Source organism: Nocardiopsis akebiae, from assembly GCF_018316795.1.
In the GTDB taxonomy this organism is placed as follows: Bacteria; Actinomycetota; Actinomycetes; order Streptosporangiales; family Streptosporangiaceae; genus Nocardiopsis; species Nocardiopsis dassonvillei.
The window spans coordinates 1,406,501-1,422,840 of record NZ_CP074132.1 but is presented as its reverse complement, the minus strand read 5'-3'; the positions used below and the strand labels follow the sequence as shown (position 1 = coordinate 1,422,840).

Annotated in this window: 12 protein-coding genes; 1 reads left to right on the top strand and 11 read right to left on the bottom strand. The window is 74.9% G+C overall.

All coding sequences use genetic code 11. The features are described 5' to 3' along the window. Positions 1–145: 145 nt before the first annotated feature. Positions 146–1,522, bottom strand: a complete 1,377-nt coding sequence (locus KGD83_RS06150) for a dipeptidase (protein ID WP_212642924.1) — start codon at positions 1,520–1,522, stop codon at positions 146–148. Positions 1,523–1,752: 230 nt separating this feature from the next. On the opposite strand from KGD83_RS06150, the gene KGD83_RS06145 reads away from it, so the two are divergent. Further along, positions 1,753–2,307, top strand: a complete 555-nt coding sequence (locus KGD83_RS06145) for an EF-hand domain-containing protein (protein WP_212642923.1) — start codon at positions 1,753–1,755, stop codon at positions 2,305–2,307. A gap of 59 nt (positions 2,308–2,366) precedes the next feature. On the opposite strand, the gene KGD83_RS06140 is transcribed toward KGD83_RS06145, so the two are convergent. The 10 genes from KGD83_RS06140 to KGD83_RS06095 all read right to left on the bottom strand — a co-directional run bounded on the left by KGD83_RS06140 (position 2,367) and on the right by KGD83_RS06095 (position 16,281). Then, a complete protein-coding gene (locus KGD83_RS06140; RefSeq protein WP_212642922.1) occupies positions 2,367–2,624 on the bottom strand; it encodes a Txe/YoeB family addiction module toxin in 258 nt (85 codons plus the stop codon). 381 nt (positions 2,625–3,005) lie between these two features. Beyond that, positions 3,006–4,058, bottom strand: a complete 1,053-nt coding sequence (locus KGD83_RS06135; RefSeq protein ID WP_212642921.1) for a 2-aminoethylphosphonate ABC transporter substrate-binding protein — start codon at positions 4,056–4,058, stop codon at positions 3,006–3,008. A gap of 23 nt (positions 4,059–4,081) precedes the next feature. After that, the gene (locus tag KGD83_RS06130; protein ID WP_212642920.1) at positions 4,082–4,879 is read right to left on the bottom strand and encodes an ABC transporter permease; all 798 of its coding nucleotides are present in this window, start codon (positions 4,877–4,879) and stop codon (positions 4,082–4,084) included. Then, complete coding sequence (locus KGD83_RS06125) at positions 4,866–5,795, bottom strand: 2-aminoethylphosphonate ABC transporter permease subunit (protein WP_212642919.1); 930 nt, start codon at positions 5,793–5,795, stop codon at positions 4,866–4,868. The genes KGD83_RS06130 and KGD83_RS06125 overlap by 14 nt, the downstream gene beginning before the upstream one ends. Next, positions 5,792–6,847 carry an ABC transporter ATP-binding protein gene (locus KGD83_RS06120; RefSeq protein ID WP_212642918.1) on the bottom strand — a complete coding sequence of 352 codons (1,056 nt, stop codon included), beginning with the start codon at positions 6,845–6,847 and terminating at the stop codon, positions 5,792–5,794. Before KGD83_RS06120 ends, KGD83_RS06125 begins: the two co-directional genes overlap by 4 nt. A gap of 3 nt (positions 6,848–6,850) precedes the next feature. After that, positions 6,851–7,534, bottom strand: a complete 684-nt coding sequence (locus KGD83_RS06115; RefSeq protein WP_212642917.1) for a phosphonatase-like hydrolase — start codon at positions 7,532–7,534, stop codon at positions 6,851–6,853. Positions 7,535–7,536: 2 nt separating this feature from the next. Beyond that, the gene (locus KGD83_RS06110; protein WP_212644290.1) at positions 7,537–8,652 is read right to left on the bottom strand and encodes a TIGR03364 family FAD-dependent oxidoreductase; all 1,116 of its coding nucleotides are present in this window, start codon (positions 8,650–8,652) and stop codon (positions 7,537–7,539) included. A 159-nt stretch (positions 8,653–8,811) separates the two neighbouring features. Continuing rightward, positions 8,812–9,594 carry a GntR family transcriptional regulator gene (locus tag KGD83_RS06105; protein WP_212642916.1) on the bottom strand — a complete coding sequence of 261 codons (783 nt, stop codon included), beginning with the start codon at positions 9,592–9,594 and terminating at the stop codon, positions 8,812–8,814. A 50-nt stretch (positions 9,595–9,644) separates the two neighbouring features. Then, positions 9,645–13,115 carry an ATP-dependent helicase gene (locus KGD83_RS06100; protein WP_212642915.1) on the bottom strand — a complete coding sequence of 1,157 codons (3,471 nt, stop codon included), beginning with the start codon at positions 13,113–13,115 and terminating at the stop codon, positions 9,645–9,647. Beyond that, positions 13,108–16,281, bottom strand: a complete 3,174-nt coding sequence (locus tag KGD83_RS06095; RefSeq protein ID WP_212644289.1) for an ATP-dependent helicase — start codon at positions 16,279–16,281, stop codon at positions 13,108–13,110. Before KGD83_RS06095 ends, KGD83_RS06100 begins: the two co-directional genes overlap by 8 nt. Between the last annotated feature and the right edge of the window lie 59 nt (positions 16,282–16,340).

Below are 16,340 nucleotides of genomic sequence, written 5' to 3'. Positions count from 1 at the left end.
GGTCCTTCCGGGTCGGCGGGCCGCCTGGCGGGGCCCGTGTCCACAACGTGCATAACACCGGTCGGGGCCGGGCGCATCCTGGCACGGCCCCCGTGCGCGGCGGGCCCCGTGTGCGGAGCGGGCCCCGGCGCCGCGCGGTCGCGGCTCAGACGACGCCGCCGAGCTCCTCCCACAGGTACGCGGCGCTCTCGGCGCCCTTGAGCAGCAGGGGGACCTCCACCTTCTCGTTGGGGGCGTGGATGCGGTCCTCGTCCAGGCCGACGGCGAGGAAGACCAGCGGCGCCCCGAGGATGTCGGCTATGTCGGCCTCGGGGCCGCTGCCTCCCTCGCGGGTGAACAGGACCTGGGTGCCGAAGGCGCGTTCCATGGCCGAGCGGGCCGCCTTCAGCGCGGTGGAGGACAGGTCGGAGGCACAGGCGCGCACGCCCGGCCCGCCGAACTCCGTCTCGGCGCGCAGGCCCTCGGGGACGGCGGCCTCGACGTGGGCGCGGACGCGGTCCTGCACGTGCAGCGGGTCCTGGCCGGGGACCAGGCGGAAGCTGACCTTGGCGTGCGCGGAGCGCGGGACGATGGTCTTGCCGCCCGAACCGGTGTGCCCGCCCCACATGCCGTTGATCTCGGCGGTCGGGCGCAGCCAGATCCGCTCCAGCGTGCTGTAGCCCCTCTCGCCCCAGGCGGCGGTGGAGGCGGCGGTGGCCAGCCATTCGCGCTCGTCGAAGGGCAGCCGGGCGATGAGTTCGCGCTCCTCCCGGCTGGCCTCGACCACCCCGTCGTAGAAGCCGGGAACCGCCACCCGGCCGTCCTCGTCGTGCAGGCCGGACAGCAGGTCGCTCATGGCCTTGAGCGGGTTGGGCACGGCGCCGCCGAAGGAGCCGCTGTGCAGGTCGCGCTCGGGGCCGTACAGGCTGATCTCCACGTCGGTGAGGCCGCGCATGCCCACGCACATGGACGGGGTGTCGGCCGCCCACATGGTGGTGTCGGAGATGACGGCGACGTCGCAGGCCAGGCGGTCGCGGTTGGCGCGCATCAGGTCGGCGAAGTGGACCGAGCCCGACTCCTCCTCGCCCTCCACGAGCAGCTTGATCGTGACGGGCGGGGCGTCGGCGCCGGAGGCGGCCAGGGCGGCGCGCACGCCGAGGGCGTGGAAGAGCACCTGCCCCTTGTCGTCGGAGGCCCCGCGCGCGAACAGGGAGGTGCCGCGCTCGGTGGGCGTGAACGGGTCGGTCTCCCACTCCTGGACCGGGTCGACGGGCTGGACGTCGTGGTGTCCGTAGACGAGCACCGTGGGGGCTTCGGGGTCGGCGGCGGGCCACTCGGCGAACACGGCGGGCAGGCCGGGGGTCTGCCACACCTCGACGGTGGGGAAGCCGGTCGCGGTGAGGTGGTCGGCGAGCCACCGGGCGGAGCGGACCACGTCGGGGTGGTGCGCGGGGTCGGCGGAGATGGAGGGGATCGCCAGCCACTCCTTGAGGGAGGAGACGAACTCGTCCCGGTGTGCCTCGATGTGGGCGCGTACGTCCATGGGACCGTCCTTGCTCGACGTCGTTGTCGGGAACGAGCCTAGGACCTGCGCGAACCGTCCCGGAACGCGGGCGGGAGCCTCGCGCGCCCGGACCGGTCCCGGTCAGCTCCCGGGGAGGGCGCGGCGGCCCGGCGGCCCGGGCGGCGGAGCCGCGGGGGTCGGGGAACCCCTCGGCTCGCGGGACACTCGAAGGTGCACGGGCGGGACGCGTCCGCCCGCAGACGAGAGGAATGCACGTGGACACCGTTCCCGCCACCGCGGTCGCCGAGAGGTTCGGCCGCCTCTTCGACGCGCTGGACACCGACCGCGACGGCGCCATCACCTGGGACGACTACCAGCGCCTGGTCGACCGCTACACGAAGGGGTACGCGCTGGACCTGAGCGACCGCCGGGCCCAGGCCGTCCACGCCTCGTACCAGATGCTCTGGCTGGAGCTGCTCCGCCACGGATCGCCCGCGCAGGCGCGCCTGGACCGGGAGGCGTTCGTCGCGGCGATGCACGCGGCCTCCGAGGACCGGAGCCGGTTCAACATGACCGAGGGCGTGGCCGAGGCAGTCTTCGACCTCCTCGACACCGACGACGGCGGGTCGATCAGCGAGGCGGAGTACGTCAGGTACGCCGAGGTCCTGGGGGCCTCCCACTCCGACGCCCTGGAGCGCTTCAGGAGCCTGGACACCGACGGCGACGGGTTCATCGGCCGCGCGGAGTTCGTCCTGTCGGCCCGGGAGTACCTCTTCGGCGAGGACTCCGCCGCCCCGGGCGGGTTCGTCTTCGGCGTGATCTGAGCCCTCCCGCCGGTCCCGCGCGGTTCCTCCGGCGCACGGGACCGGCGGCCTCGACCGGGTCAGTAGCGGCCCCGGGCGCCCAGCACCGTGGTCTCTTCGTCCGCCACGACGTGGACCAGGCGGTGTTCGCCAGTGATGCGGCGTGAACAGCGGTTCGGCCCCAGGTGCTTGAGCGGCTCGGGGTTGCCCGTTCCCCCGAAGGGATCCCGGAGGGCTTCCTCGATGAGCTTGCGGACTTTCCTCGCCGTGCGGCGGTCGTTCTCCACCCACCGCATGAGGTCGTCCCAGCCTTCGGCGTGGAAGGCCGGTTTCCCCACCCGCCCCCCTCCAACATCCGGTCGATGTCGTCGAGGCTGGCGCTCATGACGTTGCGCCCGGCGTCGACGTCGTCGCTGCGGCGCCGGATGTCCTCCGGGGTGGGGTCGGCGACACGGGTGACCCGCACGGGGTGGAGGGTGATGGTTCCGTTGCCCGCCTTCTCCACCTCGTAGTACTCGCTGGTCGCGACCTTCTCACCGAGTGTCACCCGGCCTCTGCTGCCGGTTCTGACGAGTTCCATCGCCCGAGCCCTTGTTCGTTGTGGGTAATGCCCACGATGCCCGAGTGGGAGATCGCCACACCTGTCGGGAACCGGATACCGGCGGGTGCCGGGGCCTGTGGACGGCCGGAGTCGTCCACAGGCCCGTGTCCGGCCGGGGTCAGCTGCCGGTGGCCCCGCGCCAGGCGTCGAGGTACTCGGGCAGGTTGGCGTCGATGTCGTGCCAGTCGGGCTCGAAGACCTCCACGCCCTCCATGAGCGCCTCCAGCTCCTCGGCGCCCCCGCCCTCCACCGGGACGTCGGTGCGGGCCGGGAAGCCCCCGGCGACCGGGACGACCTGCTCCTGGGCGGCCTCGGAGAGGAGGAAGTCCAGGAGGGCGCGGCCGTTGTCGGCCTGGGGCGCGCCCTCGACCAGCCCGGCGGTGTAGGGCAGGGCGAAGGTGGTCGGCTGGCCTCCCTCGGTCGCGGGGAACCAGATGCCGAGGTCGGGCATGGTGCGGGCCTGGGCGAAGTTCATCTGGACGTCGCCGTTGGCGACCAGCAGCTCGCCCTTGTCCACCTTGGGGCCGAGCGCGCCGGTGGAGGAGGACGGGCCGACGTTGTTGGCCTGGAGCCGCCCGAGGTAGTCCATGGCGGGCTCCAGCCCGCCGAAGTCGTGCATGGTCTGGACGAGCACGGCCGTGCCGTCGCCCGCCACGCCCGGCGTGGAGTACTGGAGACGGCCCTCGAAGCGGGGGTCGAGCAGGTCCTCCCAGGTGGCGGGCGGTTCCGCCAGCTCCTCGGTGTTGTAGGTGAGACAGAAGTAGTTGTCGACGATCGTGGTCCACCTCCCGTCGGGGTCCTTGGTCTCGACGTGCTCGGAGCCCTGCGGCTCGTACTCCTGGAGCAGGCCCATGCCGTCGGCCTGCTGGATGAAGGGCGGCAGGGTGATGATGACGTCGGCCTGCGGGTTGGCGGTCTCGCGCCCGGCGCGCTGGACGATCTCGCCCGATCCCCCCTCGACGTACTGGACGGTGACCCCGGTGCCGGCCTCGAAGTCGGCGAAGACCTGGTCGAGCCAGCCGGTGCCCTCCTCGTTGCGCAGGCCGTCGGCGGTGTAGACGGTGACGGTGTCGGCGGGGTCGGAGGCGGCGCAGGAGGTCAGGGCTCCGGCGAGGGCGAGCGCGGCGGTGGCGGCGGACACGCGCGCGGCGGTCGTGCGGACGGCGGGCATGGCGGGCCTTCCTGGGAGAGAGGTCAGCGGTAGGCGGCGCGGGTGCGCACGCGGGACAGCAACAGCAGGACGGCCAGGGTGGCGGCCATCAGGACGATGGCCGAGGCCGCCCCGGAGAAGAGGGCGCCCCGGTCGGTGGCGGCGTAGATCTGGACCGGCAGCGGCATCCAGCTGGGCGGGTAGAGCATCATCGTGGCGCTCAGTTCGCCCATGGACAGGGCGAAGCAGAGCCCGGCGGCGGCGCTGAGCGAGGGCAGGAGCAGGGGCAGCCGCACCTGGAACAGCACCCGCGCGGGGCGGGCGCCGAGGGAGGCGGCCACCTGGCCGTAGGCCGGGTCGAGCCGGTCCAGTGCGGCGGAGACCGACTGGTGGGCGAAGGCCGTCACCAGCACGGTGTGCGCGATGACCACGATGGTCCGGGTGCCGTTGAGCAGCACGGGCGGTTGGCTGAAGGCCACCAGCAGGGCCAGGCCGACGACCACCGTGGGGACCGCGACGGGCAGCATGAAGAGGGCGTCGAGGACGGCCCTGCCGCGTCGGCGCAGCGCGTGCGCGGTCAGCGCGGACCAGGTCCCGGCGACCAGGGCCAGGACGCTGGCGGTGGCGGCGGTGACCACGCTGACGCGCAGCGCCTGCGGGGTGGAGCCCCGGGACAGCCCGGCGAAGTTGTCCAGGGTGGGCCCCGAGGGCAGGACGCCGCTCCAGTTGGTGGACACCGACGCGGTGACGATGACGCCGAGCGGGAGCAGGAACAGGGGCAGGACGAGCGCGGCGAACAGCGCCCACACGACCCAGCGGGCGGGTCGGCTATGCACGAGCACGGCGGCCTCCGGAGGGCGCGCGCAGCCGTGCGGTGGCCGCGCGGTAGACGAGGTAGAGGGAGACCGACAGGGCCGCGTTGACCGTGGCCACGACGCAGGCGGTGGTGTAGTCGGCCTCCAGGATCGCCGCGCTGTAGACGAGCATCGGCAGGGTCACCACGTCCTTGGCCCCGGTGAACAGGACGATCGCGAACTCGTTGAGGCACAGCACCAGCACGAGCGCGCCTCCGGCGGCGAGCGCGGGCAGGGCCTCGGGCAGGATGACGGCCCTCACGATCCTGAGGGGGCGGGCCCCCAGGGAGGAGGCGACCTCGATCTGCGCGGTGTCGAGCTGGGCGAACGCGGCGAGCAGCGGCCGCATGACGAACGGCGTGAAGTAGGTGATCTCCGCCAGGACCACGCCCCAGGGCGTGGCGAGGAAGCTGATCGGCCCGGTCTCGGCGCCGGTGGCCTCCGTCCACGCGCCGTTGGCCACGCCCACGGTGCCGTAGAGGAACAGCAGCGCGAGGGTGATGAGGAAGGACGGGAAGGACAGGTAGGTGTCGATGAACCGGGCGGCGGCCCCGCTGCCGGGGAAGGGCACGAACGCCACGACCAGGGCGAGGAGGAAGCCCAGGACCAGGCAGCCCAGGGTGGCGGTGACCGCGATGAGCACGGTGGTGACCAGGGCGGACCGGAAGGTCTCCGAGCCCAGGACGTCGGCGTGGTGGGCGAGGGTGGGCCCGCCCCCGGGCGCGGTGACCGACTCCAGCGCGACGAGCAGGAGCGGGTACAGGAACACCAGCGCGAGCAGCACCACGGGCGGCACGGCCCACACCCACACGGGGAGGGCGCGGGGCGCCCGGGCCGGGGCTCCCCCGCCCGAGGGGGGCGCGGACGCGGTGCGCGCCGGGGTCGGCGCGGTCCGGACGTTCACTGTGCCTCCTCCTCCGCCAGCAGGACGGCGTCCCGGCGGGCGAAGCCGAGCGTGACCGCCGCACCGGTCTCGGGCGGGGTGCGCATCTCCCGGAGTTCGGCGGTGACGGGGACGCCGTCCACCAGGGCGGTGACCCGGTGGACGGAGCCGCGCCACTGGACGTCGGTGACCCGGCCCTCCAGGGTGTGCTCGCCTCCGCCGAGGGTGAGCCGGTGCGGGCGCAGGCACACGCGCAGCCCGTCGCCGTCGCCGGTGCCGGGCGGCAGGTCGGCGGGGTCGGTCTCCAGGACGGTGCCGCAGCAGTGCACGCGCCCGTCGGCCAGGCGCGCGGGCAGCAGGTTGGCGCCGCCGACGAAGCGTGCGGTGAACGGCGTCCGGGGGCGCTGGTAGAGGCGCTGGGGCGTGTCGCAGTCGCGCAGCCGGGCCCGGTCCAGGACCGCCACCCGGTCGGCCAGGGTGAGCGCCTCGCTCTGGTCGTGGGTGACGTACAGGATCGTGACGTCGGGCAGTTCGCGGTGCAGGCGGGCCAGCTCGGCGAGCATGTCCGAGCGCAGCTGGGCGTCGAGCGCGGACAGCGGCTCGTCCAGCAGCAGCACGCCGGGGCGGATGGCCAGGGCGCGGGCGATGGCCACCCGCTGCTGCTGTCCGCCGGACAGCTCGCGCGGGTGGCGGCGCGCGTAGTCCCCCATCCCGGTCATGGCCAGCGCCTCGGCTACCCGTCCGGCGATCTCGCGGCGGGGCACGCCCTGCGCCCTCAGCCCGAAGGCGACGTTCTGGTCCACCCGCATGTGGGGGAAGAGGGCGTAGCTCTGCACGACCATGCCCACGCCCCGCAGGTGCGGCGGCAGGCCGGTGACGTCGCGTCCGCCGAGCAGGACGCGCCCGGAGGCGGGGCGGACGAACCCGGCGACGGCGCGCAGCGCGGTGGTCTTGCCCGAGCCGGAGGGGCCCAGCAGCGCCATGAACTCACCGGGTTCGACGGTGAGGTCGAGGCCGTCCAGGACCACGGTCTGCCCGTAGGCGACGCTGACGTGTTCGAAGCGGATGCCCACGCCTCAGCCCTCCCGCGCGGCGAGCAGACCGGGCAGGTCCGCCACGCCGTCCAGGACGTGGGTGGCCCCGGCCGCGCGCAGGGCCTCGTCGTCGTGGGCGCCGGTGCGGACCCCCGCGGCCACCGAGGCCCCCGCGCGCAGTCCGCTGCGGATGTCGGATGCGGTGTCGCCGACGACGGCGACGGCGGCCACGGAGGAGACCCGCGCGCGCAGGGCGGCGGTGAGCACCATGTCCGGGTGGGGGCGTCCGCGCCCGCCCGCGTCGGCGGGGCACAGGACGAGGTCGGCGGCCTCCCGCCAACCCAGGGCTCTCAGGACGCGCTCCTGGGTGTCGCGGGAGAAGCCGGTGGTCAGGGCGGTCGTGCGGCCCTGGGCGCGCAGCTCGCGCAGGGCGTCCTCGGCTCCGGGCAGGGGCGCGCAGCGGCCCTCGTCCACCAGGCGGGCGTAGGCCCGCTCGAAGGCGCGGTTGGCCTCCCGGGCGCGGTCCTCGTCGCCGCACAGGTGGCGGAAGACGGTGATCTTGGACTCGCCCATGGTGGCGCGCACGTACGCGGCGGCCTCGGGGGTGTGGTCGGGCAGGGCCGCCTCGAAGGCCGCCTCGACGAGGCCGTCGTCGGCGACGGTGGTGCCCGCCATGTCCAGGACGACGAGTTCGACGGGCGGGGCGGGGTCGGTGGTGGGGTGCATGGTTACCAGCCCAGTTCGTCGGCGGTGGTCTCGGCGATGGCCGGGGAGCAGGTCATCCCGCGCCCGCCCGGTCCGGTGACCAGCCAGGCGTCGGGGCCCACGGGGGCGCGGTGGACGACCCGGGCGGGGTCGGCGCACTGGGCGTAGACGCCCGCCCAGCGCTGGCGGATCGGGGGCAGCGGTCGGCCCAGGAGGCGGCCGGCGACCCCGGCGAGGTGCTCGTAGGGGTCCTCGGCGGTGTCGAAGGAGAAGGGCGCGTCGTACTCGTGGGTGTCGCCGATGGTCAGGGAGCCGTCGGCGCGCTGGACCATGAGCAGCTGCATGCGGTGGTCGCGGGCGGTGGGCGGCTGGGGCTGGGTCTCGTTGAGGGCGTCCAGCTCGGGGCCCCGGTAGGCGGGGTAGTAGCGGAAGCTGTCGCCGTCGGCGACGGAGGTGGTGAGGGTCTCGCCCAGGGGCTCGGTCTGGGCCATCTGGAGGCGGACGCGGCGCACGGGCGGGTCGGGGACGAGTTCGCGGACCAGGCCCCCGAGCCAGGCGCCGGTGCACAGGACGACGGCGTCGCCCCGGTGGACCCGCCCGTGGTCGTCGCGGACGGCGCCCGGTCCGGCCAGGTCGCGGACCTCGCGCCCGGTCAGGAGGGTGTAGCGGCCGCTGCGGCCGAGTTCGGCCTGGAGGGCGGCCTGGGCGGTGCGGGGTTCGACCTGGGCGTCGCTGCGGCACCACAGGGCGCCGAGGTGGTCGCCGCGCAGGGCCGGGTTGACCTCGCGGGTCCGCTCGGGGCCGAGGAGTTCGTAGCCGCGCTCGGCGGCGTCGCCGCCCCGGGCCGCCGCCTCGGCCACGGCCAGCTCGTGGTCGGTGGTGGCGACGGTGAGGGAGCCGGAGGCCCGGAAGCCCAGGGCGGGGACGCGCTCGGCGATCTCCTGCCACAGGACGCGGGCCCGGCGGGCGGCCTCCAGTTCGGGGCCGGGGGCGCGCCCGCCGACCCAGACGAGGCCGAAGTTGCGGACGGAGGCGCCGCGGGCGGCCGCCTCCCGTTCGAGGTGGACGACCTCGTGGCCTCGGGAGACGGCGTGCCAGGCGTGCATGGTGCCGAGGACTCCGGCACCGACGATGATCACTCGCATGGTTCGAGGTTCGCCGGTGCGGATGGAGGCGACCGAGCGCGGTGGGGACGCCCCGGTGAACCGGGGTCAAATTTTGGACCAGACCCGTTATCCTTTCGAAATAAAAGCGCCCGGCGGTAGGGGCCGCGCTCCGGCCTCCGCCGTCGGACGCCCCTACTCCCGCCCGTCCCCGGCCAGGTGGACGCTGAAGCTGAACCGGTCGCCCCGGTAGAGCGAGCGCACACGTTCGAAGGGACCGCCCTTCTCGTCCCGGGAGACGCGGTGGATGAGCAGCATCGGCAGCGCAGGAGGGGTGCCGATGAGCAGGGCCTCGCGCGGGGCGGCCAGCACGGTCTCCAGGCGCTCGTCGGCGTCGCCGAACGCGATGCCGACCCTGTCGGCGAGGTAGCCGTAGAAGGTGGAGTCCGGGTCGAAGTCCACGTCCAGGCGGGGCACGCGCGCCACCGCGATGTAGGTGGACTCCAGCCCCACCCGCTCGTCGTCGGCCAGCAGCACCCGCTCCAGGTGCCAAACGGGCTCGCCCGGGCTCAGGTGCAGTTCCTCGGCCAGCCGGGGCGGGCAGGGCCAGCTGCGCAGGTCGATGAGGGAGCGCCCCGGCCGCAGCCCCTGGCGGCGCACGCCCTCGGTGTAGCTGGCCAGGGACAGGGGCTGCTCCAGCTTGGGTCCGGCCACCACCGTCCCGCGCCCCCGGCGGCTGAGCCTGCCCTCCAGCAGGAGGTCGCGCAGCGCCTGGCGGACCGTCTCGCGGGCCGCGCCGAAGCGCTCGGCCAGCTCCCGCTCGGTGGGCAGCGGCTGGCCCACCGTCAGCCCGGACACCAGCTCGGTGAGCTGTATCCGGACCGCGTAGTACTTGGGGACGCGCCCGTGCTCGGGGACGCCCGCGCGCACGGGGGCGCCGCTGTCCTGGGGGATTCCTGGGATCGACACGCGGGTCATTGTCCACCACACCGGTGAACGGACGGCGACCCGCGGTGGTGGCGGACCTCTCACCCGGGTTCGGGGACGGCGTCGATGAGCGCGGCCAGCCCCTCGGCGTCGAGCAGGTCCGCGGGGCGCACGGTCAGTCCGGCCCGCACGTAGTGGAAGGCCGCGCTCACCTCCTCCAGGGCGACCCCGGCCAGGTCGGCCCAGGCCAGCCGGTAGGCGGCCAGCTGCACGCCCACGGCGCGGCGCTCGGGGCCGTTGCCGGGCGGGCTCCCGGTCTTCCAGTCCACCACGTCGTAGCGGCCGGAGGCGGGGTCGTGGAAGACCGCGTCCATGCGCCCCCGCACGAGCCGGTCGCCGATGACCGTCTCGAAGGGCACCTCCACCTCGACGGGCACGCGCGAGCCCCACTCGCTCTCCTCGAAACGGCTCTGGAGGTCGGCGAGGTCCTCGTCCCGGCCCGCCGTCTCGTCGGCGGCGCCGGGCAGCTCGTCCAGCAGGGCGGCGCGCTGGCCGAACCGCTGCTCCAGCCAGGCGTGGAAAGCGGTGCCCCGGCGCGTGTGCGGCGCGGGCGGCCGCGGCAGCGGCCTGCGGATCTGCCGGGCCAGGGCGGAGGGGTCGCGGGCCAGCCACACCATGGACGACACCGACAGGTGCGCGGGCAGCTCGACCTGGACCGCGCCGTCCCCGGCCCCCGCCCCCTCGGCTCGGCGGTGGGCGAGCAGCAGCTCGGTGTCGCGCTCCCAGCCCCCGATGCGGCGGCGCAGCCCGGGCGGCGGCGCGGCCTCCTCCGCCGGGTCCGCCTCCCCCGCGAGCAGGCGGGCTCGGGCGCGCTCGACCAGGTCGGCACCGGCGAGGATCTCGGCGCGGCGGTCACGTGGCCCGCCCCCGGCGGCCCCGCCTCCGGCGTCACCGTCGGCGCTCCCCCCGCTCGGCGCACCGGGGTCGGCCTCCTCCGGCGGCCACACCGCCGTGCCGTCGTCCTCCTCCTCGTAGGGGTTGTCGTCGGGATCGGGCCGGGGCTCCCAGTGCGCGACGTCCCCGGCGCCGCCCTCGCAGGCCTGGCGGACCTCCTCCAGGAACGGGGAGGGCCCGCGCTCGCTCGCGGTGTCGGTCCCCCACCAGTGCCCGGTGCACAGCAGGGCGAAGGAGGCGCGGGTGACGGCGACGTAGGCCAGGCGACGCTCCTCCAGCAGGTGGCGCTCCTGTTCGGCCTCCTTGAACGCCTCGATGCCCTTCTTGTCCACCGCCAGCAGCTCGGGCAGGTTCTGGCGGTCGCCGCGCAGCCGGTAGGGCAGCAGGTGCTCGCCCTTGATCCACATGTCGCCCTCGGACAGGCTCGTGGGGAACATCGGGGCGTACTTCCCGCCGCAGAGGCCCGGCACGACCACCACGGGCCACTGGAGCCCCTTGGAGGCGTGCACGGTCATGAGCTTGACCGTGTCGCTGTTGCCCACGCGCTCGCCGGGGGCCAGGCCGCTCTCCCGTTCGGACGCGGCACGCAGGTAGCTGAGGAAGCTGCCGAGCGTGGGGTCCTCGCTGCTGCCCGCGAAGCGCACCGCGTGGTCGACGAACGCGTCCAGGTCGGCGCGGGCGGACAGCGGGTCGCGGCCGCTGCGGGCCCCCACCTCGATGTCCAGGCCGAGCATCCGCTCGATCTCGGTGACCAGGTCGGGCAGCGGCTGTCCGATGAGCTTGCGCAGGGAGCGCAGCTCCTCGGCGAGGCGGCCGAGCCGCTCACGTGCTGTCTCCGAGTAGTTCTCCGCCGGACCGGGGTCGTCCAGGGCGTCCACCAGGCTGCCGCTCTCGGCGGTCAGGTCCAGGACGGTGCGGCGCAGGATGTCGTCCTCGGCCTGCTCACCGGGGTCGGGTGCGGTGAGGTCGCGCCGGGTGTGGCGGGCCAGTTCGGCCGCGCGCGCGCCGAGGGAGGCCAGGTCGCGCGGACCGATCCGCCAGCGCGGCCCGGTGAGGATGCGCGCGAGCTCGTTCCCCGCGGAGGCGTCGTGGACCACGCGCAGGGTGGCGATGATGTCGCGGACCTCGGGCACCATCATGAGCCCGCCCAGGCCGACGACCTCCACCGGGATGTCCAGCGCCTCCAGTGCCTCCCGGATCGCCGGGAACTGCGAGCGCTTGCGGCACAGCACGGCGACGTCACCGGGGCTGATCGCGCCGTCCGCGGCTCCGCCCGACTCCCCCGGGGGCCAGGGCAGCCCGTCGGGGGCGGTCGTGGCGCTGCCCGCCCGGCCGGGGGCGGCGCGCAGGTAGCCGGCGATCCGGTCGGCGATCCACTCGGCCTCGTCCCGCTGTCCGGCGAACAGCCCGGTCCGGACGTCGCCGCGGCCCCGTCTGGCCGGTCCCGGGTGCAGGACAGGCACCTCGGCGCTCTCGGCGCGCAGCGGCTCGGAGATGTGCTTGGCCACTTCCAGGACGCGTTCGCCGTTGCGGAAGCTGGTGGCCAGGCGGCGCACGGACGCGGCCCGGCCCGGGGCGGCCGGGAAGTCGTTGGGGAAGTTGGCGAGGTTGGCGGCGATGGCCCCGCGCCAGCCGTAGATGGACTGGCAGGGGTCCCCCACCGCGGTCACCGCGTGGCCCTCGCCGAACAGGGCGCGCAGCAGCACGAGCTGGGCGTGGCTGGTGTCCTGGTACTCGTCCAGCAGCACCACGCGGAACCGGCCCCGCTCGACGAGGCCGACCTCCGGATGGTTCTGGGCGATGCGCGCGGCCAGGGACACCTGGTCGCCGAAGTCCATGGCCTCGCGCACGTGCTTGGCGTGCTCGTAGCGTTCCACCAGCGGCAGGAGCTGTTCGCGGCGCAGCTGGGCGTTGAGCAGGTTGCGGGTGGGCACCGCGGGCTTGCGCGGCAGGGCCTCGACGGCCGCGCGCAGCCACCGGCCGATGCCGCGCACCTGCTCGGTGGTGGCCAGGTGGTCGGCGATCTGCCCGGACAGTTCCAGGACCCGGCGGGTGACGGTGTCCGCCCCGACGGTGATCAGGTCCATGGGCCCGTCGTACTCGCCGACGATCCGGGAGGCGATCTGCCAGGCCTGCCCCTCGCTGAGCAGGCGGGTGCTGGGCTCGACGGCCTCGCGCAGGGCGTGGTCGGAGACGATGCGGCCGGCGTAGGCGTTGTAGGTGGACACGGTGGGTTCGCCGTCGAGCAGCTCCTCGGGCAGCTGCTCGGTGTCGCGCAGCTGCTCCAGGCGTTTGCGCACGCGCTCGCCCAGCTCGGCGGTGGCCTTGCGGGTGAAGGTCAGGCCGAGGACCTGCTCGGGGCGCACGTGGCCGTTGGCGACCAGCCACACCACGCGCGAGGCCATGGTCTCGCTCTTGCCCGAACCGGCGCCCGCGATGACCACGCCGGGCTCCAGCGGGGCGCTGATGACCTCGGACTGCTCGGCGGTGGGCTCGGGCTGGCCGAGGAGGCGGGCGAGCTCCGGGGGCGAGAAGCGGGGGCGGGGGCCGGGGGCCGGTTCGGGGTCGGGGTGGGAGCGGGGCGGGAGCTGGTGGGGGTGGGGGCGTGTTTCAGACATGTCTGCCCTCGTCCTGGACCGGGCAGCAGGCGCGTACGGCGCACGACCTGCATCCCTTGTTGCGTGTGGCGGTGAAGCGGGATCCGCCCATACCGGTGGCGACCTCGCGTACGAGCGTTCCGGCCCAACCCGGATCGGGGTCCTCCCCCAGCGAGGCCTGGGGCTGCTCGCGCGCCTTGTGCTTGAAGGCGGCTTCGCCGACCTGGACCAGCGCGGCGCCGCCCGGCTCGGTGAGGCCGAGCCTGGCGAAGGCGCCCTTGAGCACGGCCATCTGGTAGACGCCGAGCTGGGGGTGGCGGGCCAGGTCGTCGGCCTTGCTCTTGCCGGTCTTGATGTCCACGACCACGGCCCTGCCCCGGTCGTCGCGTTCGAGGCGGTCCACGCGGCCGGTGATCTCGATGCCGCCCACGTCCACCCGGAACCCCTCCTCGGTGACGACGAGTTCGCGGTCGTTGGCCGCCTCCCAGTCGAGGAGTCTGCGGACCATCGTGTCGGCGCGGTCCCGCTGGGCCCTGGCCTGCCAGGGGCCGCCGAAGTCCAGGTCGGCCCAGATCTCGTCCATGCGCCCGCTGATCTCGTCGGGGGTGCCGCCCTGGGCGACCAGGACGGCGACGGCGTGCACGACGGTGCCCAGGGCCGAGGCGGAGTCGCCGGAGGAGGCCCCGGCGGCGCGTTCGAGGAGCCAGCGCAGCTGGCAGTTGGTGAAGCTCTCCACCTGGGAGGGCGAGACGCGGATGGTGTCCTCCGCCTCCGCGAGGGGTCGGTCGTCGCTGAAGGGGGTGAGCGCGTACCACTCCGCGGGGTCGGCTCCGCGCACGCCCTCCTCCGCCAGGCGGGCCAGGTGGGTGGCGGCGGCCTCGCGCAGCGGTTCGGGAGCCTCGGGGTCGGTGACCACCGAGCGCAGGTCGGCGACGAGCGAGGGCAGGGACAGCCAGCGCAGGCCGGTGCTGACCGGCTCGGGCTCGCCCACGCCCATCTCGGTCAAGAAGCGCGAGGGCCGCTCGTCGGTGTCCTCCCCGCCCACGGCGGTCACCACCAGGGTGCGGCGGGCGCGGGTGAGCGCCACGTAGAACAGGCGGCGTTCCTCGTCCATCAGTTTGGAGGCCAGGGCCGCCCCGGAGGAGTCGGCGGAGTGCACGTCGGCGTCGACGAGTTCCTCCACGCCGAGCAGGGAGCCGCGTAGGCGCAGGTCGGGCCAGTCGCCCTCCTGGACCCCGGCGACCACGACCAGGCCCCACTCCAGCCCCTTGGAGCGGTGGGCGGTGAGAATGCGCACAGCCTCGCCCTCGGGCGCGCGCTCGGCGAGGCTGTCGCCGGGGATCTCCTGGGCGGCGAGGTCCTCCAGGAACCCCGCGGGGCTGCCCGGGGGAAGCCGGTCGCAGTAGCGGGCGGCGCTCTCGAAGAGGGCGACCACGGCGTCCAGGTCGCGGTCGGCGGCGGCGCCCCGGCGGCCTCCGGCCAGGCTGGCGCGCAGCAGGCGGTCGGCCAGGCCGCTGTCGCGCCACAGCTCCCACAGGACCTGTTCGGCGTCGGCCCCCCTGGCGTTTAGGTCGCGGACTGTCCGCAGGGCCTGGGCGACACGGGTGGCGGGCGCGGCGATCTCGGGATCGACGAGGGTGAGTTCGGCCGGGTCGCGCAGGGCGTCCACGAGCAGCTGCGAGGAGGGACGGTAGGCGCCGCCCCTCTCCTGTCCCGCTTCCTCCCCGGCGCCTTCCTGCGGGGCGCCGCCGTCGTGGGCGCGGTCCAGGTCCAGGCGGCGCAGCGCGCGCACGAGCCTGCGCAGCCGTACCGTGTCGGCCTCGCCGAAGGGGCTGGTGAGCAGTTCGCGCGCGGCGTCCTCGTCCAGCTCGGCCGGGGCCAGCCCGTAGCGGATCAGCGCGAGCATGGGACGCACGATCGGCTCCGCGGCCACGGGCAGGTCGTCGGAGCCGACCGCGACCGGGACCGAGGCGGCGGTCAGGGCGCGGCGCAGCACCGGCAGCTGCCGGGTGGAGGAGCGCACCAGCACGGCCATGTCCGACCACGGGACGCCGTCCACAAGGTGGGCGCGGCGCAGGGTGTCGGCGACGACCGCGGCCTCCTGGGCGGCGCTGTCGGCCAGTAGCACGCGGACCTCGCCGTCGGCCACGCCCTCGGCGGGGACCAGGTCGCGGTGCTCGTTGACGTGGCCGCGGGCGGAGGCGACCGCGGGCAGGCGCCGGGTCAGGCCGCGCGAGGCCGACAGCAGGGCGCGGCCGCTGCGGCGGCAGGTGCGCAGCGCGACCACGGGCGCCTCGGTGCGCCGCGCGGTGGGGAAGCGGCTCGGGAAGTCGAGGATGCCCCGCACCTCGGCGCCGCGGAAGGCGTAGATGGACTGGTCCGGGTCGCCGACCGCGACCAGGTCGCGGCCGTCCCCGGCCAGGGCGCGCAGGAGTTCCTCCTGGGCGGGGTCGGTGTCCTGGTACTCGTCGACGAACACCGCCTCGTGGGCGGCGCGCTCGCGCTCGCGGACCCCGGGGTCGGAGAGCAGGTTGGCGGCGACGCGCACGAGTTCGGCGTAGTTGAGCGTGGGCACGGGGGCGATGTCGAAACGGCCGGTGTAGCGGTCCAGGAACCCGGCCGCGGCCACCCAGTCGTCGCGGTCGCGGTCGCGGCCGAGCGCGGCCAGCTCGTCGGGGCCCATGCCGCGTTCCTGGGCGCGCATGAGGAAGTCGCGCAGCTCCTCGGCGAAGCCGCGGGTCTCCAAGGCGGGGCGCAGGCGCTCGGGCCAGTCCGGCGCGCCGTCCAGGGCCTCGCCCCGCAGGAGTTCGCGGACCTCCATGAGCTGTTCGGGCCCCGAGAGCAGGCGCGGCGGCAGGTCGCCCATGCGCTGGAACTCGCGCCGGATCAGGGCGTAGGCGTAGCTGTGGAAGGTCAGGGCCAGCGGTTCGCGGGTGGTGCGGCGCAGCCGGGCGGTGATGCGCTCGCGCAGCTCCTGGGCGGCCTTGCGGCTGAAGGTGAGCACCAGCACACGCGAGGGGTCCGTGCCCCGGTGGTCGATGCGGTCCACGACCGACTCGACGATCGTGGTGGTCTTGCCTGTTCCGGGACCGGCGAGCACCAGCAGGGGCCCGCCCTCGTGCTCGACAACGCGCCGCTGGTTCCCGTCCAGCACCGGCGGCGGCTGCACCTGGTGGGCGCGCCGCACGAGACGGTACGGAGATGTGTTCACCCATCCAGTTCACCAGAGGGTGGCGACCATCCCGC

Coding starts and splice junctions, on each gene's coding strand:
- KGD83_RS06150 (WP_212642924.1), bottom strand. CDS start 1,522: ATGGACGTACGCGCCCACATCGAGGCACACCGGGACGAGTTCGTCTCC.
- KGD83_RS06145 (WP_212642923.1), top strand. CDS start 1,753: ATGCACGTGGACACCGTTCCCGCCACCGCGGTCGCCGAGAGGTTCGGC.
- KGD83_RS06135 (WP_212642921.1), bottom strand. CDS start 4,058: ATGCCCGCCGTCCGCACGACCGCCGCGCGCGTGTCCGCCGCCACCGCC.
- KGD83_RS06115 (WP_212642917.1), bottom strand. CDS start 7,534: ATGCACCCCACCACCGACCCCGCCCCGCCCGTCGAACTCGTCGTCCTG.
- KGD83_RS06105 (WP_212642916.1), bottom strand. CDS start 9,594: ATGACCCGCGTGTCGATCCCAGGAATCCCCCAGGACAGCGGCGCCCCC.
- KGD83_RS06100 (WP_212642915.1), bottom strand. CDS start 13,115: ATGTCTGAAACACGCCCCCACCCCCACCAGCTCCCGCCCCGCTCCCAC.